The sequence below is a fragment of the Streptomyces sp. 130 genome, assembly GCF_007096885.1.
Taxonomy (GTDB): Bacteria; Actinomycetota; Actinomycetes; order Streptomycetales; family Streptomycetaceae; genus Streptomyces.
This window is the reverse complement of record NZ_VJNO01000039.1, coordinates 31,424-51,100: the sequence shown is the minus strand read 5'-3', so window position 1 is coordinate 51,100 and position 19,677 is coordinate 31,424. Positions and strand designations below refer to the sequence as shown.

Annotated in this window: 19 protein-coding genes; 11 read left to right on the top strand and 8 right to left on the bottom strand. The window is 72.4% G+C overall.

Annotated elements, in window-relative coordinates:
* The first annotated feature begins 236 nt into the window (after positions 1 to 236).
* Together FKN01_RS26555 and FKN01_RS26550 are read left to right on the top strand one after the other, a co-directional pair.
* Positions 237 to 884, top strand: a complete 648-nt coding sequence (locus FKN01_RS26555) for a TetR/AcrR family transcriptional regulator (RefSeq protein ID WP_143624905.1) — start codon at positions 237 to 239, stop codon at positions 882 to 884.
* 221 nt (positions 885 to 1,105) lie between these two features.
* Positions 1,106 to 2,638 (top strand): MFS transporter, encoded by a 1,533-nt coding sequence (locus tag FKN01_RS26550; protein ID WP_143624903.1) that lies wholly within the window; start codon positions 1,106 to 1,108, stop codon positions 2,636 to 2,638.
* Between the two features lie 83 nt (positions 2,639 to 2,721).
* On the opposite strand, the gene FKN01_RS26545 is transcribed toward FKN01_RS26550, so the two are convergent.
* Positions 2,722 to 3,234 carry a MarR family winged helix-turn-helix transcriptional regulator gene (locus FKN01_RS26545; RefSeq protein ID WP_143624901.1) on the bottom strand — a complete coding sequence of 171 codons (513 nt, stop codon included), beginning with the start codon at positions 3,232 to 3,234 and terminating at the stop codon, positions 2,722 to 2,724.
* A gap of 142 nt (positions 3,235 to 3,376) precedes the next feature.
* Here FKN01_RS26545 and FKN01_RS26540 point away from each other — a divergent pair, with 142 nt between their 5' ends.
* Positions 3,377 to 4,159, top strand: coding sequence for a dioxygenase (locus FKN01_RS26540; RefSeq protein WP_143624899.1), 783 nt, complete (start codon positions 3,377 to 3,379; stop codon positions 4,157 to 4,159).
* Between the two features lie 86 nt (positions 4,160 to 4,245).
* Here FKN01_RS26540 and FKN01_RS26535 read toward each other — a convergent pair whose 3' ends face one another.
* A complete protein-coding gene (locus tag FKN01_RS26535; RefSeq protein WP_143624897.1) occupies positions 4,246 to 5,292 on the bottom strand; it encodes a questin oxidase family protein in 1,047 nt (348 codons plus the stop codon).
* Positions 5,293 to 5,764: 472 nt separating this feature from the next.
* Between FKN01_RS26535 and FKN01_RS26530 the strand changes: the two genes are divergently transcribed.
* Positions 5,765 to 6,763, top strand: coding sequence for an RNA polymerase sigma factor RpoD/SigA (locus FKN01_RS26530; protein WP_143624895.1), 999 nt, complete (start codon positions 5,765 to 5,767; stop codon positions 6,761 to 6,763).
* A gap of 87 nt (positions 6,764 to 6,850) precedes the next feature.
* Here FKN01_RS26530 and FKN01_RS26525 read toward each other — a convergent pair whose 3' ends face one another.
* The gene (locus FKN01_RS26525; protein ID WP_143624893.1) at positions 6,851 to 7,843 is read right to left on the bottom strand and encodes a YafY family protein; all 993 of its coding nucleotides are present in this window, start codon (positions 7,841 to 7,843) and stop codon (positions 6,851 to 6,853) included.
* Positions 7,844 to 7,905: 62 nt separating this feature from the next.
* Between FKN01_RS26525 and FKN01_RS26520 the strand changes: the two genes are divergently transcribed.
* Positions 7,906 to 9,426, top strand: coding sequence for an MFS transporter (locus FKN01_RS26520; RefSeq protein ID WP_143624891.1), 1,521 nt, complete (start codon positions 7,906 to 7,908; stop codon positions 9,424 to 9,426).
* Positions 9,427 to 9,506: 80 nt separating this feature from the next.
* Here the strand turns inward: FKN01_RS26520 and FKN01_RS26515 are convergent, their stop codons facing one another.
* Entirely contained in the window at positions 9,507 to 10,262 is a 756-nt protein-coding gene (locus FKN01_RS26515) for a DUF6227 family protein (protein WP_143624889.1), read from the bottom strand.
* Positions 10,263 to 10,544: 282 nt separating this feature from the next.
* A complete protein-coding gene (locus FKN01_RS26510; protein WP_143624887.1) occupies positions 10,545 to 11,588 on the bottom strand; it encodes a P1 family peptidase in 1,044 nt (347 codons plus the stop codon).
* Positions 11,589 to 11,783: 195 nt separating this feature from the next.
* On the opposite strand from FKN01_RS26510, the gene FKN01_RS26505 reads away from it, so the two are divergent.
* The 6 genes from FKN01_RS26505 to FKN01_RS26480 are packed head-to-tail and all read left to right on the top strand — an operon-like array spanning position 11,784 to position 17,359.
* The gene (locus tag FKN01_RS26505) at positions 11,784 to 12,935 is read left to right on the top strand and encodes an MFS transporter (RefSeq protein WP_143624885.1); all 1,152 of its coding nucleotides are present in this window, start codon (positions 11,784 to 11,786) and stop codon (positions 12,933 to 12,935) included.
* Entirely contained in the window at positions 12,932 to 15,256 is a 2,325-nt protein-coding gene (locus FKN01_RS26500) for a molybdopterin oxidoreductase family protein (protein WP_143624883.1), read from the top strand. The genes FKN01_RS26505 and FKN01_RS26500 overlap by 4 nt, the downstream gene beginning before the upstream one ends.
* A 7-nt stretch (positions 15,257 to 15,263) precedes the next feature.
* Positions 15,264 to 15,866 carry a 4Fe-4S dicluster domain-containing protein gene (locus FKN01_RS26495; protein ID WP_143624881.1) on the top strand — a complete coding sequence of 201 codons (603 nt, stop codon included), beginning with the start codon at positions 15,264 to 15,266 and terminating at the stop codon, positions 15,864 to 15,866.
* Positions 15,863 to 16,672 carry a ubiquinol-cytochrome c reductase iron-sulfur subunit gene (locus tag FKN01_RS26490; protein ID WP_143624879.1) on the top strand — a complete coding sequence of 270 codons (810 nt, stop codon included), beginning with the start codon at positions 15,863 to 15,865 and terminating at the stop codon, positions 16,670 to 16,672. Before FKN01_RS26495 ends, FKN01_RS26490 begins: the two co-directional genes overlap by 4 nt.
* Entirely contained in the window at positions 16,669 to 17,109 is a 441-nt protein-coding gene (locus FKN01_RS26485; RefSeq protein WP_143624877.1) for a hypothetical protein, read from the top strand. The genes FKN01_RS26490 and FKN01_RS26485 overlap by 4 nt, the downstream gene beginning before the upstream one ends.
* A gap of 40 nt (positions 17,110 to 17,149) precedes the next feature.
* On the top strand, positions 17,150 to 17,359 hold the full coding sequence (locus FKN01_RS26480) for a hypothetical protein (RefSeq protein ID WP_143624876.1): 210 nt from the start codon (positions 17,150 to 17,152) through the stop codon (positions 17,357 to 17,359).
* A 54-nt stretch (positions 17,360 to 17,413) separates the two neighbouring features.
* On the opposite strand, the gene FKN01_RS26475 is transcribed toward FKN01_RS26480, so the two are convergent.
* From FKN01_RS26475 to FKN01_RS26465, 3 genes are all read right to left on the bottom strand, one after another.
* The gene (locus FKN01_RS26475; protein ID WP_260697018.1) at positions 17,414 to 17,992 is read right to left on the bottom strand and encodes a hypothetical protein; all 579 of its coding nucleotides are present in this window, start codon (positions 17,990 to 17,992) and stop codon (positions 17,414 to 17,416) included.
* A 382-nt stretch (positions 17,993 to 18,374) separates the two neighbouring features.
* Positions 18,375 to 19,208, bottom strand: a complete 834-nt coding sequence (locus tag FKN01_RS26470; protein ID WP_143624874.1) for an S-methyl-5'-thioadenosine phosphorylase — start codon at positions 19,206 to 19,208, stop codon at positions 18,375 to 18,377.
* Between the two features lie 110 nt (positions 19,209 to 19,318).
* Complete coding sequence (locus tag FKN01_RS26465; protein ID WP_143624873.1) at positions 19,319 to 19,666, bottom strand: FmdB family zinc ribbon protein; 348 nt, start codon at positions 19,664 to 19,666, stop codon at positions 19,319 to 19,321.
* Positions 19,667 to 19,677: the final 11 nt, after the last annotated feature.

Sequence of the window (19,677 nt, the reverse complement as noted above, 5' to 3'; positions counted from 1 at the left end):
ATCGCGGGCCGCTCGCTGGGTGCGCCGTTCGGCTGGTTTTCCGACGACGGGGTGTGTGTGACGCGGGTCACGAAGTCCCGGGAAATAAGCGGGGATCCTCTCCCCGTTTGCACCGGTGTCCCCGCGAAACGGGGAAGCGGTCCCCGGTTGGTCCTCCGGCCGGAACCGCGCAGGGAAGACCCGGAAGCCGACGAGGCCCGGACACCGAAGAGACCCGGAAGACAAGGAGCATCGCCGTGGCCACCACCGCACCCGCGCAGCCCCGTACGCCCAAGCCGAGGGCCGACGCGCTGCGCAACCGGGAGCGGATCGTGACGGCGGCGCGCGAGATGTTCGTCGAGTTCGGGCCCGACGTGCCCCTCGACGAGGTCGCCCGCCGCGCCGGTGTCGGCAACGCGACCCTCTACCGGAACTTCCCCGACCGGGCCGCCCTCATCCACGAGGTCGTGCTCGCGGTGAACTCCCGCACCACCGACCGCGCCGAGGAGGCCGCCGCCGAAGAAGCGGACCCCTTCGCCGCGCTCGCCCGCTTCGTCCACGCGGCGGCCGACGAACGCATCGGGGCCCTGTGCCCCATGCTCTCCGGCGGCTTCGACAAGGACCACCCCGAACTGCTCGCCGAGCGCCGGCGCCTCGAAGAGGCCGTCGAGGGGCTCGTCGCGCGCGCCATGTCCGCGGGGCGCCTGCGCACCGACATCGCCGTCGGTGACGTACTGGTCGCCCTCTCCCAGCTCACCCGGCCGCTGCCGGGCATCGCCTGCCCGAACATCGACCGGTTCACCCACCGCCACATCCAGCTGTTCCTGGACGGACTCGAGGCCCCGGCCCGGTCCGTACTCCCCGGAACGGCGGCGACCCTGGAGGACCTGCGGCGCCGCACGTGACGTGACCCGCGCCCGCCCGACCTCCGTGTCCTGAGCCCGACCTCCGTGTCCTGAGCCCGACTTTCGTGTCCTGAGCCCGACTTTCGTGTCCTGAGCCCGACCTCCGTGGTCTGAGCCAGACCTCCTCCCGTCCGTATACGTGCCCTCAGCCGTGCCCGCGCCAGCGGCTCGCACGGTTCGCGATCTCTCGCGCCCTCGCGCGCTCCTAGGTGGCTACTCCCATGTCAAAAACAGCTGATATCCGACTCCCCGACCCCAGTCGCTGGAAGGCCCTGGCCTTCATCGCGCTCGCCCAGCTGATGGTGGTGCTCGACGCCACGATCGTGAACATCGCGCTGCCGCACGCCCAGACCGCCCTCGGCATCACCGACGCGAACAAGCAGTGGGTCATCACCGCCTACGCCCTCGCCTTCGGCGGGCTGCTGCTCTTCGGCGGGCGCATCGCCGACCTCTGGGGCCGCAAGCGCACCTTCGTCGTCGGCCTGATCGGCTTCGCGCTGGCCTCCGCGCTCGGTGGCGCGGCGCAGAACCAGGGCATGCTGTTCGGCTCGCGCGCCCTCCAGGGCGTCTTCGGCGCGCTGCTCGCACCGGCCGCGCTCTCGCTGCTCGCGGTGATGTTCACCGACGCCAAGGAGCGGGCCAAGGCGTTCGGCATCTACGGGGCGATCGCCGGTGGCGGTGGCGCCGTCGGACTGATCCTCGGCGGTTTCCTCACCCAGACGCTGAACTGGCGCTGGACCTTCTTCGTGAACATCCCCTTCGCGGTCATCGCCGCCGCCGGTGCCTACTTCGTCATCCGCGAGCCCGCCGGCAGCCGCAACCGCTCGTCGCTGGACATCCCGGGCGTGGTCCTGTCCGCGCTGGGTCTCGTCTCGCTGGTGTACGGGTTCACCCGCGCCGAGTCCGCGGGCTGGTCGGACGCGCTGACCGTCGGTTCGTTCGTCGCCGCGGGCGTGCTGCTGCTCTCCTTCGTGCTGACCGAGGCCAAGGTCAAGTCGCCGCTGCTCCCGCTGCGCGTCGTGATGGACCGCAACCGCGGTGGCGTCTACCTCTCGCTCGGCCTGGCCGTCATCGCGATGTTCGGCCTGTTCCTCTTCCTCACGTACTACCTCCAGGTCGTCAAGGGCTACTCGCCGATCAAGACCGGCTTCGCCTTCATGCCGATGATCGCGGGCATGATCACCGGCTCCACGCAGATCGGCGCCCGGCTGATGACGCGGGTCCCGGCCCGCACGCTGATGGGTCCCGGCTTCCTGACCGCCGCGGTCGGCATGCTGCTGCTCACCCGGCTGGACATCGACTCCTCGTACGCGGCGGTCATCCTGCCCGGCCAGCTTCTGCTGGGTCTGGGCATGGGTACGGCCTTCATGCCGGCGATGTCGCTGGCCACGCACGGTGTCGAAGCGCGTGACGCGGGTGTCGCCTCGGCGATGGTCAACACCTCGCAGCAGGTCGGCGGCGCCATCGGTACGGCCCTGCTGAACACGATCGCCGCCTCCGCCGCCACGGCGTACGCCACCTCGCACGCCGCGCTCGGCGCCAAGGACCCGGAGCTGCTGAAGCTCCAGTCGATGGTGCACGGCTTCACCGGTGCCATCTGGTGGGCCGTCGGCATCCTGGTGGTGGCCGCCGCGATCGCGCTGACCCTCGTCAACGCGGGCCGTCCGGCCCAGGCGGGGACCTCCGGAGGTTCCGCTTCCGGTGACGCGGAGAGCGCCGAGGACGAGCTGAGGGTCCCGGTCGTCGCGCACTGACCGTCGTCGCCTCTGCGGATACGTTTCTGCCCCGGTTCCCTCGTACGAGAGGGCCGGGGCAGAAGTGCGTCGGGGGCGGCGGCTCAGCGCAGCCAGGGGAGGTCGGCGTCCGCGCCCTCCGGCTGGAGTCCGGCCGCCAGGATCTGCATGATCTCGCCCAGCGAGCGCACCTGCTCGGGCGTGAGGCGGTCGAACATCGCCTGGCGGACGGCCTTCACATGGCCGGGCGCGGAGCGGCGCAGCATCGCGTGGCCCTCGTCGGTGAGGACGGCGTTCTGGCCGCGCTTGTCGGAGGGGCAGTCCTCGCGGCGCACCCAGCCGTTCTTCTCCAGCCGGGCGACCGCGTGGGAGAGGCGGGAGCGGGTGATCTTGGCGTTCCTGGCCAGTTCGGTCATCCGCAGCCGGTGGCGGGGCGCCTGGGAGAGCTGGACGAGCAGGCCGTAATAGGTGTGCGGCATGCCGGCATCGGCCTGCAACTGGCGGTCGAGGTGATCCTCCAGAAGCGTGGTGGCGTGCAGATACGCCCGCCAGACGCATTGTTCTTCGTCGGTGAGCCACAGCGGCGCACCGGTTGATGCCGTGGTCATGTACTCCACTGTACGACCTTTTCTTGAAAGTTGAACTAGATAGAGCTAAGGTCTCTCAAGGTGGGAGCTTGAAGATTAAAGAATCCTTCCTGCCGAAGCCCTCCACAAGAAGAATTACCTTGAGTAGCCGCAGTTGGGGAGTGTGAGTGTCATGACAATCGCCGCGGAGCGCATGCCCGCTCTCTACCTCTCCCACGGAGCCCCGCCGCTCGCCGACGACCCCGTCTGGCCCGGCGAGCTGGCCTCCTGGGCGGCCGAGCTGCCGCGCCCCACCGCCGTCCTCATGGTGTCCGCCCACTGGGAGGAGGCCCCGCTCGCGCTCGGCGCCACCGAGACGCTTCCGCTGGTGTACGACTTCTGGGGCTTCCCCGAGCACTACTACCGGGTGCGGTACGCCGCCCCCGGCGCCCCGCGGCTCGCCGAGAGCGTCCGCAAACTGCTGCGCCGCGCCGGTACGCCGGTCCAAGACGTCCCGGACCGCGGCCTCGACCACGGCGCGTACGTACCGCTGGTCGAGATGTTCCCGGAAGCCGACATTCCGGTGCTCCAGATCTCCCTGCCGACGCTCGATCCGCAGAAGCTGATGGACATCGGGCGCAAGCTGGCACCGCTGCGCGACGAGGGGGTCCTGATCATCGGCAGCGGCTTCTTCACGCACAACCTCGCCGCCCTGCGCCACACCGGCGGCGGCGTCCCCGGCTGGTCGGCGGAGTTCGACGACTGGGGCAACCGCGCCCTCCAGGCACAGGACATCGACGCGCTCCTGGACTTCGAGCACAAGTCCCCGGCGGGCCGCCTCGCGCACCCGCGCACCGAGCACTTCGCCCCGCTCTTCGTCACCCTCGGCGCCGCCGGACAGGAGCTCGGCCAGGGGCGCAGCGTGATCGACGGCTTCTGGATGGGGCTGGCGAAGCGCTCGGTGCAGTACGGATAGTCCTTCCGGTCCCCGGTCTCCGGTCTCCGGTCCCCGGTCCCCGGTCCCCGGTCCGGGCGGGCGGGCTCCTCACGGGGTGCGGGAGCCTAAAGCACCGGAGGGTTCAGCTCCACCGAGCGCAGCGCCGCCGCCAGGGCCGTCGCGTCGCCCACGTCCAGCGCGGTGTCCGTGAACTTGATGGTGTGGTCGTCGCCGTGCGCCGCCGCCCGGGCGAACACCTCCCCGGCCGTGAGCGACGCCCCGTAACCGGCCGGGAGGACGGCCGCCTCGGCGGGGGAGTACGCGGCGGTCACCGCCGCGCTCGCCGCCCACGCGGCCCCCGTGCTCGGCGCCCACAGCTCGCGCGGCAGCGCCGGCAGCGTCCGCAGCACGGCATTGGGCGCGGTCGCCGCGTGCACCAGCATCACCGGCGCGCCGTGCCCGTACTCCGCGTAGCGGTGGACCGCGGCCCCCACCAGCTCCTCCAGGCCGGCGCGCGCCTGGTCCGCCCCGGTCGCCGCCGCGCCCCGCCACTGCGGGAACGCCGTGATCCGGGCCAGCCGGGCCCGGATGCCGCCGCTCTGGTCGGGCACCCGGGGCACGGCGTCCAGCGCGGCGGCGGCGGACCGGACCGGGGCGAGCGGGGTGGGCGGGGGCAGCGGCTGGTGGCGGGCCGCCCAGTAGCCGAGCGCATGGGCCAGCTCCTTGACGCGGGGGCCGGTCTCCTCGGTCGTCAGCAGGGTGCGCACGCTGTGGCCGACCCGGATCACCGGGTGGGTGGCGCCGCCCGCGATGCCCGGAAGCAGCCGGGGCCACCACTCGGCGAGCACGTCGCGCCAGGGGCGGCCGGCGGTCTCCCGCTCGAAGTACGCCGCCCAGTCGGCGATGCGGCGGGGGTCGCCCAGGGCCTCCCGCCAGTTGGCCGGGGTGACCTCGGCGAAGCGGTCCGGCATGTCCTCCAGCTTCGTCCGGTAGTGGTCGAGCCAGCGGTGCACGGTGGCCGCCTGGCCGTTGCGGACCAGGGCCTCGACGGCCATGGGCGCGTGATTGGACAGCCAGCCGTCGCGCTCGGGACCACAGGAGTGCAGCCGCTCCAGGGCCTCGTCGAGCGTGCCGGTGGCGTCGGGGGCGCTGTGCTGTGTCGTCTCGTTCATGACATCGACGCTATGCACGCCGTGCGCCCCCGGTAACGGACTGCGGTCCCAAGGTCCCGGGCAAGGGACCTAGGACTGCGGACCGGGGACGGAGGGTTTGGGACCGGGACTCGTGACCCGTGACCCGTAACCCGGGACTCGTGACCCGTGACCGCGACCCGTACCCGTAGCCCGTGACTCGTGACGGCGGTCCGGGCAACCGGCGACCCGTACCCGGCGTCTTCCGGGGTACTAGCGCGGAAGAGTGACCGCAGAGGGTGTCGAGACGGTCAAAAACCTCCCCGGCACCCACTCCGACCAGCACGGACATGCCTGGCCGCGGCATGCGCCCACCCCGGTGGCGGGACAGGGTACTGCATGATCGCGAAATTGAATGCCAGTCATGGGAATTCTGTCCGGATTCCAGTCGTTGATTCCATCGGATGCAGGGCACCCGAGAGGGTGTCGCGACCTACTCAGCAAGGGAGCACGCATGGCAACCCGTGCCGTCGCCCGTCGTTCGTCCGCCACCGGCGGGACCAACCGGGCGAGCAGTGTTCGCGCCGTGGGCGGAGAGATCGCCGATCGCGACCTGGTCGGCATGTATCTGGACGAGATAGCGCGTACGCCGCTGCTCGACGCCGCCAAGGAGGTCGACCTCTCGCAGGCGGTCGAGGCCGGTGTCTACGCACGCCAGATCCTCGACGGCGAAGTGGAGAGCGACGCCGGCGGTGCCTCGCGCGAGGAGCTGGAGGCGCTGGTCGCCGAGGGCGAGCGCGCCAAGGACGTGTTCATCCGCTCCAACCTCCGTCTCGTCGTCGCCGTCGCCCGCCGCTACCCGCGGGCCGGGCTCCCCCTGCTCGACCTGATCCAGGAGGGCAACGCGGGCCTGGTGCGCGCGGTCGAGAAGTTCGACTACGCCAAGGGCTTCAAGTTCTCCACGTACGCCACGTGGTGGATACGCCAGGCCATCACGCGCTCCATAGCGGACCAGTCGCGCACGATCCGGCTCCCCGTCCACCTGGTGGAGGAGCTGGGCCGCATCCGCCGGGTGCAGCGCGAGTTCAACCGGGAGAACGGCCGCGACCCGGAGCACGCCGAGATCGCCGCCGAGCTGGGCTCGACGCCGGAGCGCGTCGGCGACGTCCTGGACTGGGCCCGCGACCCGGTCAGCCTCAACATGTCCGTGGACGACGAGGGCGACACACAGTTCGGCGACCTCCTGGAGGACACCTCCGCCGTCTCGCCCGAGCAGTCCGTGCTCACGCTGCTGCGCAGCGAGGAGCTGGAGGAGCTGATCGGCAAGCTGGACAACCGCACCGCGTCGATCATCCGCATGCGGTACGGCATCGAGGACGGCCGCGAGCGCACGCTCACCGAGGTCGGCAAGGAGCACGGCCTCACCCGCGAGCGCATCCGCCAGATCGAGAAGCACGCATTGCTCGAATTGAAGCGAATGGCTCACGACACGGGTTTTGACGCTGCGGCCTGAGCCCGAGTCCAGTAACCTCCGAATTGGGCCGCTTCACCCGGCCCCCTGAGCTGAGTCCCGGCGCCCACCCCCCCCTGGCGCCGGGGCTCATTCTTTTCCGCGCGGCCTTTCCCGCGCTCCGCCGGACCCCGCGCGGCTGAGCCGGCCGCCCAGCTCCGTCACGTACGCCACCAGCTGCGGCGGCCGGTGCACGGTGAACTCGCAGTCCACCATCGCCAGCCGCACCGCCACCCACTCCAGCTGGTCCCGCACCACGGCCCGCAGCCGGCAGCCGCCGTCGCCCTCCGCTTCCAGCGGACCGATGCGGCCGTGCAGCCGCGACGCGACGTACTCCGGCGGCGCCGCGAAGCTCACGTCCACCTCCGTCTCGGGCTGCCGGCGCGCCATCGAACTGGACAGGAACTCCGCCGCGTCCCCCTCCGGCAGCTCTCTAGGCGTGAACCGGGCCCCGGTCGCGAACGGCTCGCTGACCCGGTCCACCCGGAAGGTGCGCCACGCCTCGCGCCCCAGGTCGTACGCCACCAGATACCAGCGCCACCCGGTGCTCACCAGCCGGTACGGCTCGACCTGGCGCCGCGTCTCGGCGCCGTCGCCCGCCCGGTACGCGAAGCGCAGCCGCTCCCGGCCGGTGACCGCCGAGGCCATCACGGTCAGGGTCTGCGGGTCGATGGTCGAACCATCGCCCCGGGCCAGCGGAACCGTCGCGTTCTGGAGGGTGGAGACCCGGTGGCGCAGCCGGGACGGCAGCACCTGCTCCAGCTTGGCCAGGGCCCGGACGGACGCCTCGTCCACGCCCTCGATGGCGTGCCCGGCGCCGGCCCGCAGCCCCACCGCGATGGCGACCGCCTCCTCGTCGTCCAGGAGCAGCGGCGGCATGGCGGTGCCCGCCACGAGCCGGTAGCCGCCGACCGAGCCGCGCGAAGCCTCGACCGGATAGCCGAGGTCGCGCAGGCGGTCGATGTCGCGGCGGATCGTGCGCGGGCTGACGGCCAGCCGCTCGGCGAGCTCGCTGCCCGGCCATTCGCGCGGTGTCTGGAGCAGTGACAGCAGGTTCAGCAGTCGTGCCGGGGTATCGGTCATGCCACCCAGGATGCGCGCCCATTGGGACACGACCTGTCCTATTGGCTGTTTAGGTTCTTCCCATGACTTCCTCCGCACCACTGCCGTCTCCCGCGGCACCTTCGGACCGACGCCGATGGTTCGCCCTGGCCATCGTGATGACCGCGGCCTTCATGGACCTGGTCGACGTCACGATCGTCAACATCGCCATCCCCAGCATCGAGCGGGACACCGGCGCCTCGTTCAGCTCCATCCAGTGGATCGTCGCCGGTTACGCCCTGGCCTTCGCCGCCGGGCTCATCACCGGCGGCCGGCTCGGTGACATCTACGGCCGCAAGCGGCTCTTCCTCATCGGCATAGGAGGCTTCACCCTCGCCTCCGCGCTCTGCGGATTCGCCGCCAACCCGGAGATGCTGGTCGCCTCACGCTTCCTCCAGGGCGCGACGGCGGCCCTGATGGTGCCGCAGGTGCTCTCGATCGTGCACGCCACCTTCCCCGCCCACGAGCGCGGCAAGGTCTTCGGCCTGTTCGGCGCGATCGTCGGCCTCGGCGCGGTCTCCGGGCCGCTGCTGGGCGCGCTGCTGACCGAGTGGAACATCGCCGGTCTCGAATGGCGCCCGATCTTCCTGATCAACCTGCCGGTCGGCATCCTCGGCCTCGTCCTGGGCAGCAAGTTCATCACCGAGTCCAAGTCGCCCAGGGCGCTGCGCCTCGACCTGGTCGGCGTCGTGCTCGTCACGCTCGGCATGCTGATGCTGATCTACCCGCTGACCCGCGGCCGTGAGCTGGGCTGGCCGCTGTGGGGCCACCTGTCGATGGCCGGGAGCCTCCTCGTCTTCCTCGTCCTCGTGCTGTTCGAGCGCGCCAAGGCCGGCCGCGACGGATCGCCGCTGATCGAACTGTCGCTGTTCCGGGTGCGGAGCTTCGCCGCCGGGATCGCCGTGCAGCTGACCTTCGGCATCGGGCTCGGCATCTTCTTCCTGGTCTGGACGCTGTACATGCAGATGGGCCTCGGCTGGAGCGCGCTGCGGGCCGGCCTGACGGGGGTGCCGTTCTCCGTCTCCGTGTCGGTGGCCGCCGGTCTCTCCGTGCAGAAGCTGGTGCCCCGCTTCGGCCGCAAGGTCCTCCAGACGGGCGCCCTGCTCATGGCGGCCGGCCTGCTGCTCTACATCTGGGAGTCGGGCCACTACGGCATGGACATCACGTCCTGGCAGATGGCGCTGCCCCTCGTCGTCATGGGCGTCGGCATGGGCCTGATCGTGGCGCCACTGGCCGACGCGGTGCTCTCCGAGGTGCCCAAGGAGCACTCCGGCTCCGCGTCGGGCCTCTTCAACACCGTGCAGCAGATGGGCAACGCGCTCGGCCTCGGGCTGGTCTCGGTCGTCTTCTACGGGGCGATCGGTGACCGGCTGACCCCGGAGCAGGTCGGCCCGGCGTTCGCGGACGCGTTCGAGCAGTCGCTCTGGTGGGTGGCCGGGGTGCTGCTGCTGATCTTCGTGGTGATGTTCGCCCTGCCGGCCAGGCCGAAGCAGCACGTGGAGGGCGCGACGGAGGACGGGCCCGTCGCGGAGGAGCCCGCCAAGGAGCCGGTGCTCACCCACTGAGCCGACGGCGTACGAGGCGGAGTCACCGGTGCCCGCGTCCCCCGAGGGGGCGCGGGCACCGGTATGCGGCGGGCGCGGGGTCAGCAGATGCGCGTACGGGCTTCCATCGCGCAGCGGGCCGTCTCCTCGTCGCCGTACACCTCGCACATGTGGCGCCCGTCCGGGGTCGCCGTGTGCTCGACCTCCCACAGGCTCGTCTCGCTGCCGTCGAGGAGCAGGAACGCGTGCTCGTACAGGGTGAAGCCGGCGTCCCGGCCCTCCACCCGGCACTGACGGCCGAAGACCTGAGTGATGTGGTGCGCGAAGGCGGCCCGCAGCAGCCGGGCGGTCTCCTCGCCGGGCACGTCGCCGTTCTCCGCGCGGCGCAGCACACGGCGGGCGTGATCCGCGGAGTTGTCCGGCGCGTACATCCGGGGGAGCGGGGCCGGGGGCGCGGCCAGCAGCGCCGACATGAGCTCCAGGTCGGCCCGGGTGCCCTCGTCGTCGCAGAACTCGGGAACGTCCCACAGGCCGCCGGTCAGCCGGGCGGCGGCGATGTGGGCGTCGGCCTCGTCGTCGTACAGCTCGTGCTGCCGCGTGTCGGGATGGCCGTCCCCGCGCGGACCGCTGTGCACCAGCTCCCACAGGGTCAGCACGGAGCCGTCGCTCAGCAGATACGCGTGGCGGTAGGTCTCGCGATGCAGGGCGGCGCTGTGGTGCGAGGAATACAGGGAGCTGCTGTGGGCCAGCGCGGAGCCCAGCCGCTCCACCGTGCTGTCGGGGAGGTCGAACGAATTGAGAGCCCGGCGCAGGATTCGTTCCAGGTGCTGCTCGGTCGTCTCGTACGGATCGCTCAAGGTGCTGTCTCCAGCCGTCGCCGCGTGTGACTTGGTGCGTGCATAACGTAGCCCCTGGGGCCGGCATCAGGACCGGGGTTCAGAAAAACGCACGGGGCGCACGGAAGGTTCCGCGCACACGGCCCGGACTTCCTCGCGCGGGTGGTGGCTTCCTCGCGCGGGTGGGGCTGCCCGGAGCGCTCGGGCTTCCTGGCGCGGGTGGGGCTTCGCGGAGCCCTGGGGCTTCCCGACGCGGGTGGGGCTCTTACGCGGGGTGGAGCTTCCCGGAGCGCTCGGGCCTCCTTACGCGGGTGGCCCGTAGAGGTCGCCGTACGACGGGAAGGTGCCCCCGCCGTCGCGGCCCTCGACGCCCCTCGCCGCCCGGACCGCCTTCACGATGGCCCGGGCCACCGCGTCCGCCCCCGCCGCGAGCAGCGGGTTGAGCGCGACGGGGTCCGCCGCGTCCAGGTCCCGCCGTCCGGTGGCGAGCGCGAACACCGTGTCCCCGTCGTTCATCAGGTGCACGGGGCGGATGGCGCGCGCCAGCCCGTCGTGCGCGGTGCCCGCCAGCTTCCGCGCCTGCGCGCGGGTGAGGGCGGCGTCGGTGGCGACGACGGCGAGCGTGGTGTTGAGCGGGGGGCGCGCATCGGTGCCGCGCGCCTGCGCCAGGCGCCGTCGCGCCGCCGCGTGGACCTCGGCCGGCGGGGCCACGGCCGGCTCCTCGCCGCCGTACTCCCCGAACAGCACCCCCGTACGGGGATCGAGCACCGAGCCCGCCGCGTTGACCACGACGAGCGCGCCGACGGTGAGCCCGGACGGCAGCAGCACACTCGCGGTGCCCACCCCGCCCTTGAGCTGCCCGGCGACCGCGCCCGTGCCCGCGCCGACGCACCCCTCGGCGACCGCCGCGCCCTCCTCGGCCCGGGAGGCCGCCTCCACGGCGGCCCGGCCCGTCGCCGCGTCCGGCCTGGCCCGCCAGTCGCCGCCCCGCCCCAGGTCGAACACGCAGGCCGCCGGGACCACGGGGACCACCTGGGCCGGATCGGCGCCCACCCGCACCCCGCGCCCCCGCTCCTCCAGCCAGGCCATCACGCCGGACGCCGCGTCGAGGCCGTACGCGCTGCCGCCGGTGAGCACGACCGCGTCGATGCGCTGGACCAGGTTGCGCGGATCAAGCGCGTCCGTCTCCCGCGTCCCCGGCCCGCCCCCGCGCACATCGACCGCGGCGACCACCCCGCCCTCGGGCGCGAGCACCACGGTGGTCCCGGTGAGGGCGCCCTGCCCGGAGACCTGGGCGTGGCCGACGCGCAGGCCGTGTACATCGGTGAGGGCGTCCTGACGGGGCATCCGGTGCTCCTTCGCGGCGGGGGTGGAGGGGCGAGCGGCCAAGGTACCGCCGAAGGCCCCTCGCGCCCCCGGGGGTTCCCCCGCCCCCCCGCCCCCCGCCCCTCCCCACCCGCCTCCCCGCCCGCCCCGCGACTCGCTCACCCCCTGGCCTCGCAAAACAGGACCAATCGCCCCACACCGTCCTACCGTGGCACCGTGACCGAGCCACCTGAAGCCGCAGGCGCAGCCGCGCAGCCCGCCCCCGGGGGTCGTACCGCAACCGTCGGCGGGGCCGGCGACGCGCCGGAGCCGCGCGGGTCCGGGCGGGCCGGGGCGCTCGTCCCCCGGTCCGTCACCGCCCGGGCGACCGCGGCGGGCGTCATCGTCTCCCTTCTGCTCGTCGTGGCCATCGTGCTCGGCAGCCGGTTCCTGGAGCACTTCGACTCCGCACTGCTGCCGTACGCCGTGGCCACGGTCTTCCTCGCCTTCGGCGTCGCGTACCGGTACACCGTGTGGGTCTCCGCCCCCGGCGCCAAGCGGCTGTTCAAGAAGGGCTGGGGGAGCCTCTTCTCGATGGCCAACTTCCGCCGCGCGCCCACCGCGCTGCCGAAGATGATCGCCACCTACCTCGGCTTCCAGAAGTTCCTCGGCGCTCGCTCGCACGCCCGCTGGGCCGCCCACCAGCTGATCTTCTGGGGCTGCGTCCTCGCCGCGCTGATCACCTTCCCGCTGACCTGGGGCTGGTTCACCTTCACCTCGGGCACCGGTTCCGGACCCGGCTACGAGATGCGTATCTGGGGTTTCAAGATCATCGGTTTCGACTCCCTCGACTTCCTCGGCTGGCTGATGTTCCACGGCCTGGACATCGCCGCCGTCCTCGTCATCCCCGGCGCCTCCTACTTCCTGTGGCGGCGGATGAAGGACCGCGCGGCCATCACCGGCCAGCGGTTCGCCTACGACCTGGTGCCGCTGATCGCGCTCATCGTCATCTCGGTGACCGGTCTGCTGCTCACCTTCTCCTCGATCTTCCTGCACGGCGGCGGCTACGAGTTCCTGGCGATCCTCCACATGGTCGCGGTGGTCTTCACCCTCATCTACATCCCGTTCGGGAAGTTCTTCCACATCGTCCAGCGCCCCGCCGCCGTAGGCATGCAGCTCTTCAAGTACACCGGCCGGCAGGGCGAAGAGGTCTTCGCCTGCCGCCGCTGCGAGGAACCCATCGACACCACCCCGTACGTCGACAACCTCCGCGGCACCATGCGCGACCTCAGCCTCGGCTTCGACGAGTGGGCCGAATACTGCCCGCGCTGCAAGCGGGTGCTGCGAGGCAGCGCCTACCTCTCCCAGGTGAAGAAGGGCTTCAAATGACCGCGGACTCGCGAACGCCCGAACCGCATGCGGTCGTTCCCATCGATCCCTCCCTCGCCCCGCCGGGCACCCGCGCCTTCCGCGACGCGGGCGGTATCCCCGCCGACCGGTGGCACGCCGACCAGAACGGCGAGACCCTCGTCCCCACCCACTGCTGCTTCTGCGGCGTCCAGTGCGGCATGTATCTGCGCGTCGACCGCGGCGGCAAGGTCTTCGGCGTCGAACCCCGCAACCACGACATCAACCGCATGCGCCTGTGCCCGAAGGGCATCAACGCCTACCAGCAGATCAACCACCCCGACCGGCTCACCGCCCCCCTGATGCGCCGCTCCCGCGACGAGGCCTTCCGCGAGGTCTCCTGGGACGAGGCGCTCGACTTCACCGTCGCCGAGATCAGGCGCATCCAGCAGGCGTACGGGAACGACGCCTTCGGCCTGCTCGGCGGAGCGAGCCTGTTCTCCGAGAAGACCTACCTGGTCGGCAAGTTCGCCCGGGTCGCCCTCAAGACCCGGCACGTCGACTACAACGGCCGGCTCTGCATGGTCAGCGCGGCCGGCGCCAACAAACTCGCCTTCAACATCGACCGGGCCGGCAACCCCTTCTCCGACATGCTCCTCACCGACTGCCTGCTCATCGCCGGCTCCAACGTCGGCGAGTGCTTCCCCGTCATGACCCAGTACGTGTGGGGCGCCCGGGACCGGGGCGCCAGCCTCATCGTGGTCGACCCCCGCGAGACGGCCGTCGCCCGGACCGCCGACATCCACGTCGCCCTCAAGCCCGGCACCGACTCGGCGTTCTTCAACTCCGTACTCAACGTCGTCATCGAGGAGGGCCTCACCGACGAGGCGTACCTCGCCGCCCACGCCACCGGCTGGGAGGAGGTCAAGGCCAAGGTCGCCGAGTACCCGCCGTCCCGCGTCGCCGAGATCTGCGGCATCCCCGCCGAACAGATCGTCCAGGTCGCCCGCACCTTCGCCCGCGCCCCCAAGGCCATGGCCTGGCACGCCCGGGGCATCGAACACCACTCGCAGGGCGTCGAGAACTGCCTCACCGTGATCAACCTCTGCACCGCCACCGGACACATCGGCAAGCCCGGCGCCGGCTACGGCACCCTCACCGGCCAGGGCAACGGGCAGGGCGGCCGCGAGCACGGCCAGAAGTCCGACCTCCTCCCCGGCGGGCGCTCCATCAACAACGCCGAGCACCGCCGGCAGATCTGCGAGATCTGGGGCATCGAGGAGTCCGAACTCCCGCCCGCCGGGACCTCGATGATGGAAATGGTCTGGCAGATGCAGCGCCGCGAGATCCGTGGCCTGATCGGCATCTGCAACAACCCCTTCGTCTCCCTGCCCAACTACCGGGTGGTCAAGGAGGGGTACGACGCCACAGAGTTCCACGCCCAATTCGACTTCTTCCTTTCCGAGACCGCCGCCAACGCGCACGTCGTCTTCCCCGTCACCACCTGGGCCGAGGACGACGGCGTCATGGCCAACGCCGAAGCCCGGGTGGTCAAGCACAACAAGGCTCAGGACCCGCCCCCTGGAGTCCGCACGGACACCTGGGTCATGTGTGAACTCGCCCGCCGGCTCGGCGCCGGCGACAAATTCGCCTTCGACAACTCGCGCCAGGTCTTCGACGAGCTGCGGATCGCCTCCGCCGGCACCGTCAACGACTACTACGGCATCACCTACGAACGGCTGGAGGAGACCGGCGGCATCTCCTGGCCCTGCCCGTCCACCGACCACCCCGGCACCCCCCGGCTCTTCGAGGACGGCAAGACCTACCACCCCGACGGCAAGATCCACCTCCAGGTCGTCGAGTGGCACCCGCCGATGGACCCGTACGACGACGAGCACCCCATGACGCTCACCACCGGCCGCACCGTCGCCCACTTCCTCTCCGGCAACCAGACCCGCAGGCTCGGCGGCCTCGTCGAGCAGACCCCCCGCCCCTGGGCCGAGGTCCACCCCTCCCACGGCTTCCGCAACGGTGAACCGGTCCGCGTCGTCACCCGGCGCGGCAGCGAGGTCTTCCCCGCCCTGGTCACCGAGGCGATCCGCCCCGACACCGTCTTCATCCCGTACCACTGGCCGGTCCCCACCGCCGCCAACGTGCTCACCATCGACGCCCTCGACCCCCGCTCCAAGATCCCCGAGTACAAGGTGTGCGCCTGCCGCATCGAGCACGCCGAGCGGATCGACGAGGTCCCCGCGCCCCCGGTCGCACCCGGACACGTCGCCTACCCGGAGGCCCAGGTCTCCCGCACCGACCCGCTGCCGCCCACGTCCCCGCAGGGCCGCGGCACCTCGGAGAGGAGCTGATGCCCGCATGATGGGCCGAACGATCTTCATCGACCCGGGCCGTTGCATCGGCTGCCAGGCGTGCGTCTCGGCCTGCCGCGAATGCGACTCGCACCGCGGCAAGTCCATGATCCACCTCGACTACACCGACGAGGGCCAGTCCGTCGCCTCCCTTCCCACCGTCTGCATGCACTGCGAGGACCCCGTCGCCCCGTGCGCCGAGGTGTGCCCCGCCGACGCGATCCTGGTGACCGCCGACGGCGTCGTGCAGCAGGCGGACACCACCCGCTGCATCGGCTGCGCCAACTGCGTCAACGCCTGCCCCTTCGGCGTACCGAAGATCGACCTCCAGGCGAAGCTGCAGATGAAGTGCAACCTCTGCTACGACCGCACCGCCTACGGCCTCGCCCCCATGTGCGCCACCGTCTGCCCGACCGGAGCGCTCTTCTACGGCACCGCCGAGGAACTCCAGGCCGAACGGCCCGGTGTCCAGGTCGCCGACTCCTTCGTCTTCGGCCGGAGCGAGGTCCGCACCGGCGTCGCGATGGTCGTGCCCGCCGACCGGGTCCAGTGGCCGGTCCCCGGCGGCCTGCCCGTCGTGGAAATCAACGGGAAGGACGTCCGACGGTGACCGAGACCGGCTACCCGCCCCCCGGCGACCCGAAGCAGCCCCCGCCCCGCGACCCCGGCAGCACGACCCCCGCGGCCCCCGGACAGCCGGCCTCCGGCGACCCCCGCGAGGCCCTGCACGACCGGATCGCCGCCGACGCCCTCACCACCCGGCGCGACTACCTGCGCATCGTCGCCACCGTGTCCGGCGGGCTCGCCATCGGCGGGCTCGGGGTCGCCGGCGGCATCCTGCCCCGCCACGGCGACCCCGACGACGGCAAGGCCCCCACCCCCAAGAAGATCGCCGCGCAACTCCTCCCCGGCGAGTCCATCGCCTTCGACTACCCCGACGAGGAGGACCGCGCGGTCGCCGTCCGGCTCAACGACGGCACCCTCGTCGGCTACTCCGCCATCTGCACCCACCTCGCCTGCGCCGTCCTCTGGCGCAAGGACCGGGGCACCGAGGGCGAGCTGTACTGCCCCTGCCACGAAGGTGTCTTCGACGCCCGCAGCGGCGAGGTCACCGCCGGACCGCCGCCCCGCGGGCTGCCCAAGGTCGTGCTCACCGAGGAGACCGACGGCAGCATCTGGGCCGTCGGCACCACCCGCTCCGGCGAGAGCGTCGAGCACGGGCTGTGCCGCCAGTTCGGCGAGGAACGCCCCGACCTGGCCGCCCGTCTCGGCTGCCCCGGCGTCCGCGACGGCGCCGAGGCACCCGCCGCCCCCGGCGGAACCGCCCGCACGGTGGCCCCCGGACCGGTCGCCCCCGGCCCGTCCCCCGCACGCACCGGAGCCGGCGCCTCCGACACCACCGGGAGCCCGTCATGAGCGACGACGACCGCCGGCCCCCCGGCGCCCCGGGCCCCCAGCCCGCGCCCGCCCCACAGACCCCCGGCCCCCCGCTCCACCCCGGCCCGCACTACCCCCGGTACCACCCCGGCAGCGCGCGGGCCGAACTCAACCGGCCCGTCCACGAGCGCTACCCGCAGATCCGGCCCACCAGCGGCTACGGCGACCCCCGCGTCCGCCACACCGGGCCCGGACCCGGCGCCGGCACCGACCAGGAGCCCGAGCGGTCCTCGAAGCTCACCGCCCGCCTCGTGCTGGCCATGTCCGTCGTCATCGGGCAGCTGTGGGGCCTGACGGTCATCGTGGACGAGTGGATGGAGGGCAACTCCGGCACCGCGTGGTGGGGCGCGGGCTTCCTCTGCCTGTCGTTCATCGTCGTCCTCGGGCTCTGGCTGCTCGACCCCAAGGACCGCTGACCGGCCGCCGGCCGGGGCGGGGCCGCCGTACCCTGGAGCCATGAGTACCGCCCCCGCCCCCGGCCCGCGCGACGCGGAGCCCACCACGCCGGACCGGCCCAGGCCCAGGCCGGCGCTGATCTTCGACGATCCGCTGGACCAGCAGTCCGCGGACGACACGGACCAGGGGTGGGGCGAGCGGGCCCCGTCCGGCAACAGCGCCGCGGACCTGGCACGCTTCCTCGACGAGAAGCCCCCACACCACATCTGACGCAGCGCCCCGCGAGGGGCGGTGCCCCCACGCCGTACGGCCCGGCGGCACGCCTCAGCACAGGACCACCGCGAATCCGCCGGAGATCCCCGCCCCCGCCAGGCCCGCCGCCGTCGCCCTGGGCACCGCGAGCACGATCAGCGCCCCCTCACCCGAAGGACTTCCGGCCTCCGCCGCCGGCACCCGCTCCACGCGCGCCCCCCTGGCCACCACCCGCGCCTGGGCCGCCGCCCCCGGGCCCCCCGACGCGACGACGTCCACCCGGTCGCCCGGCCGCAGCAGCCGCACGGTCTCCGCGTCCGCGATCCGGACCGGCGCCGATACCAGGCGCACCGGAGGCGAAGCCCGCTCCCGGGACGCCGCCCGCGCCGTATCACCGCCGTGCCCGCCGCCGCCCCCGGCCAGCCCCGAGACGGCCAGCGCGGCCGCCGTCAGCGCCAGGCCCGCCGCCATCGACCGGCGCTGCCGCCACACCGCACGGCGCAGCCGCTGACCGGCGCCCCCGCGCACACGAAGCGGCGGGAACGCGGGCACCCCGCACGGCGGCGGCGCGGGCAGCGCATCCGGGGGCCCGTCCGCGTACGGCGGGGCGGAAGCGGTCTGGGGGAAGGAGTGGGAACCGGATGAGCGCATCGCGAACACCGCCTGCGTCAGGGGCCGATGGGTAGGGCGCCGGCGCCGGAACCCCGAGGTCCCGGCGCCGGACAACCCCCACGATCCACCAACTCCGCGATTCCCGCCGGAGCCTGTGGACCGTCCACCACATGTGGAAAACTCCGTCACCCGCAGGCGGGAACATCGTCGCCTGCGGACGGGAACAGCGTCACCCGCCCCCTCACCCGCGGGACTGGGACCCCCCTCACCCGTGGACGGGGGCCCCCTCACCCGCGGGCGGGAACCCGCGGACTGGGACCCCCCTCACCCGCAGGCGGCAACAGCGCCACCCGCGGACGGGGCCCCTCACCCGCAGGCGGGACCCCCCTCACCCGCAGGCGAAACCCCGCGGCTGAAGCGCCTACGGCAACGCGATCCCCGTCTCGATCCCGTCCAGCGCGTGCCCGCACGGGCACCCCCGGTCCGCCGTCGCCGGCAGTGCCGCCACCGCGTCGAAGAGGACCGAGCGCAGCCGGTCCACATTGGCGGCGAAGACCTTCAGCACCTCCTCGTGGGAGACGCCCTCGCCGGCCTCCGCGCCCGCGTCCAGGTCCGTGACCAGGGTCATCGTGGTGTAGCAGAGGCCCAGTTCGCGGGCGAGCACCGCCTCCGGGTGCCCGGTCATGCCGACCACGGACCAGCCCATCGCCGCGTGCCAGCGCGACTCGGCGCGGGTCGAGAAGCGCGGGCCCTCGACCACCACCAGCGTGCCGCCGTCCACCGCCTCCCAGCCCCGGCCCCGCGCGGCGGCCAGCGCCACCTTGCGGCCCTCGGGGCAGTACGGGTCGGCGAAGCCCAGGTGCACCACGTTCGGCAGGACCCCGTCGGCCCGGGTCTCACCGTCGTAGTAGGTCTGCACCCGGGTCTTGGTGCGGTCCACCAGCTGATCCGGCACGATCAGCGTGCCCGGCCCGTACTCCGGGCGCAGGCCGCCCACCGCGCACGGGCCCAGCACCTGGCGCACACCGACCGAGCGCAGCGCCCACAGGTTGGCGCGGTAGTTGATGCGGTGCGGGGGCACGTGGTGGCCCCGGCCGTGCCGGGGAAGGAAGGCGACCCGGCGGCCACCCGTCTCGCCTATGAAGACGGAGTCGCTGGGGTCTCCGTAAGGGGTTTCCACGCGGACCTCGGTGACGTCCTCCAGGAAGGAGTACAGCCCCGAGCCGCCGATCACACCGATCTCTGCGTTCGCCATGCGGTCACCCTAGGCCGTGGCCGCGAAGCCAGGTCAGGCGGGCGCGGGCGCGCGAAAACCCCGCCGAGCGGGTCGGCGGGGTCTTCGCGAGAGCCGTGGAGCCGGGCCGCTCAGGCGGCCGACGAACCGCTCGTCGAGGACGAGGAAGAGGAAGAAGACGCGGAGGCCGACGACGTGGACGCCGGGGCGGCCGAGGACTTCGCGTCCGAGGACGTGGAGGAGGACGATCCGGAACCGGAGGTCTTCGAGGCGGAGGAAGCCGGCGTGCTGCTCGACGAGGAGCCGCGGCTGTCGTTCCGGTAGAAACCGGAACCCTTGAAGACGATGCCGACCGCCGAGAACACCTTCTTCAGGCGTCCATCGCAGTTCGGGCACACCGTGAGGGCGTCATCGGTGAACTTCTGCACCGCTTCGAGGCCCTCGCCACACTCGGTGCACTGGTACTGGTAGGTCGGCACTTTGTTCCTCC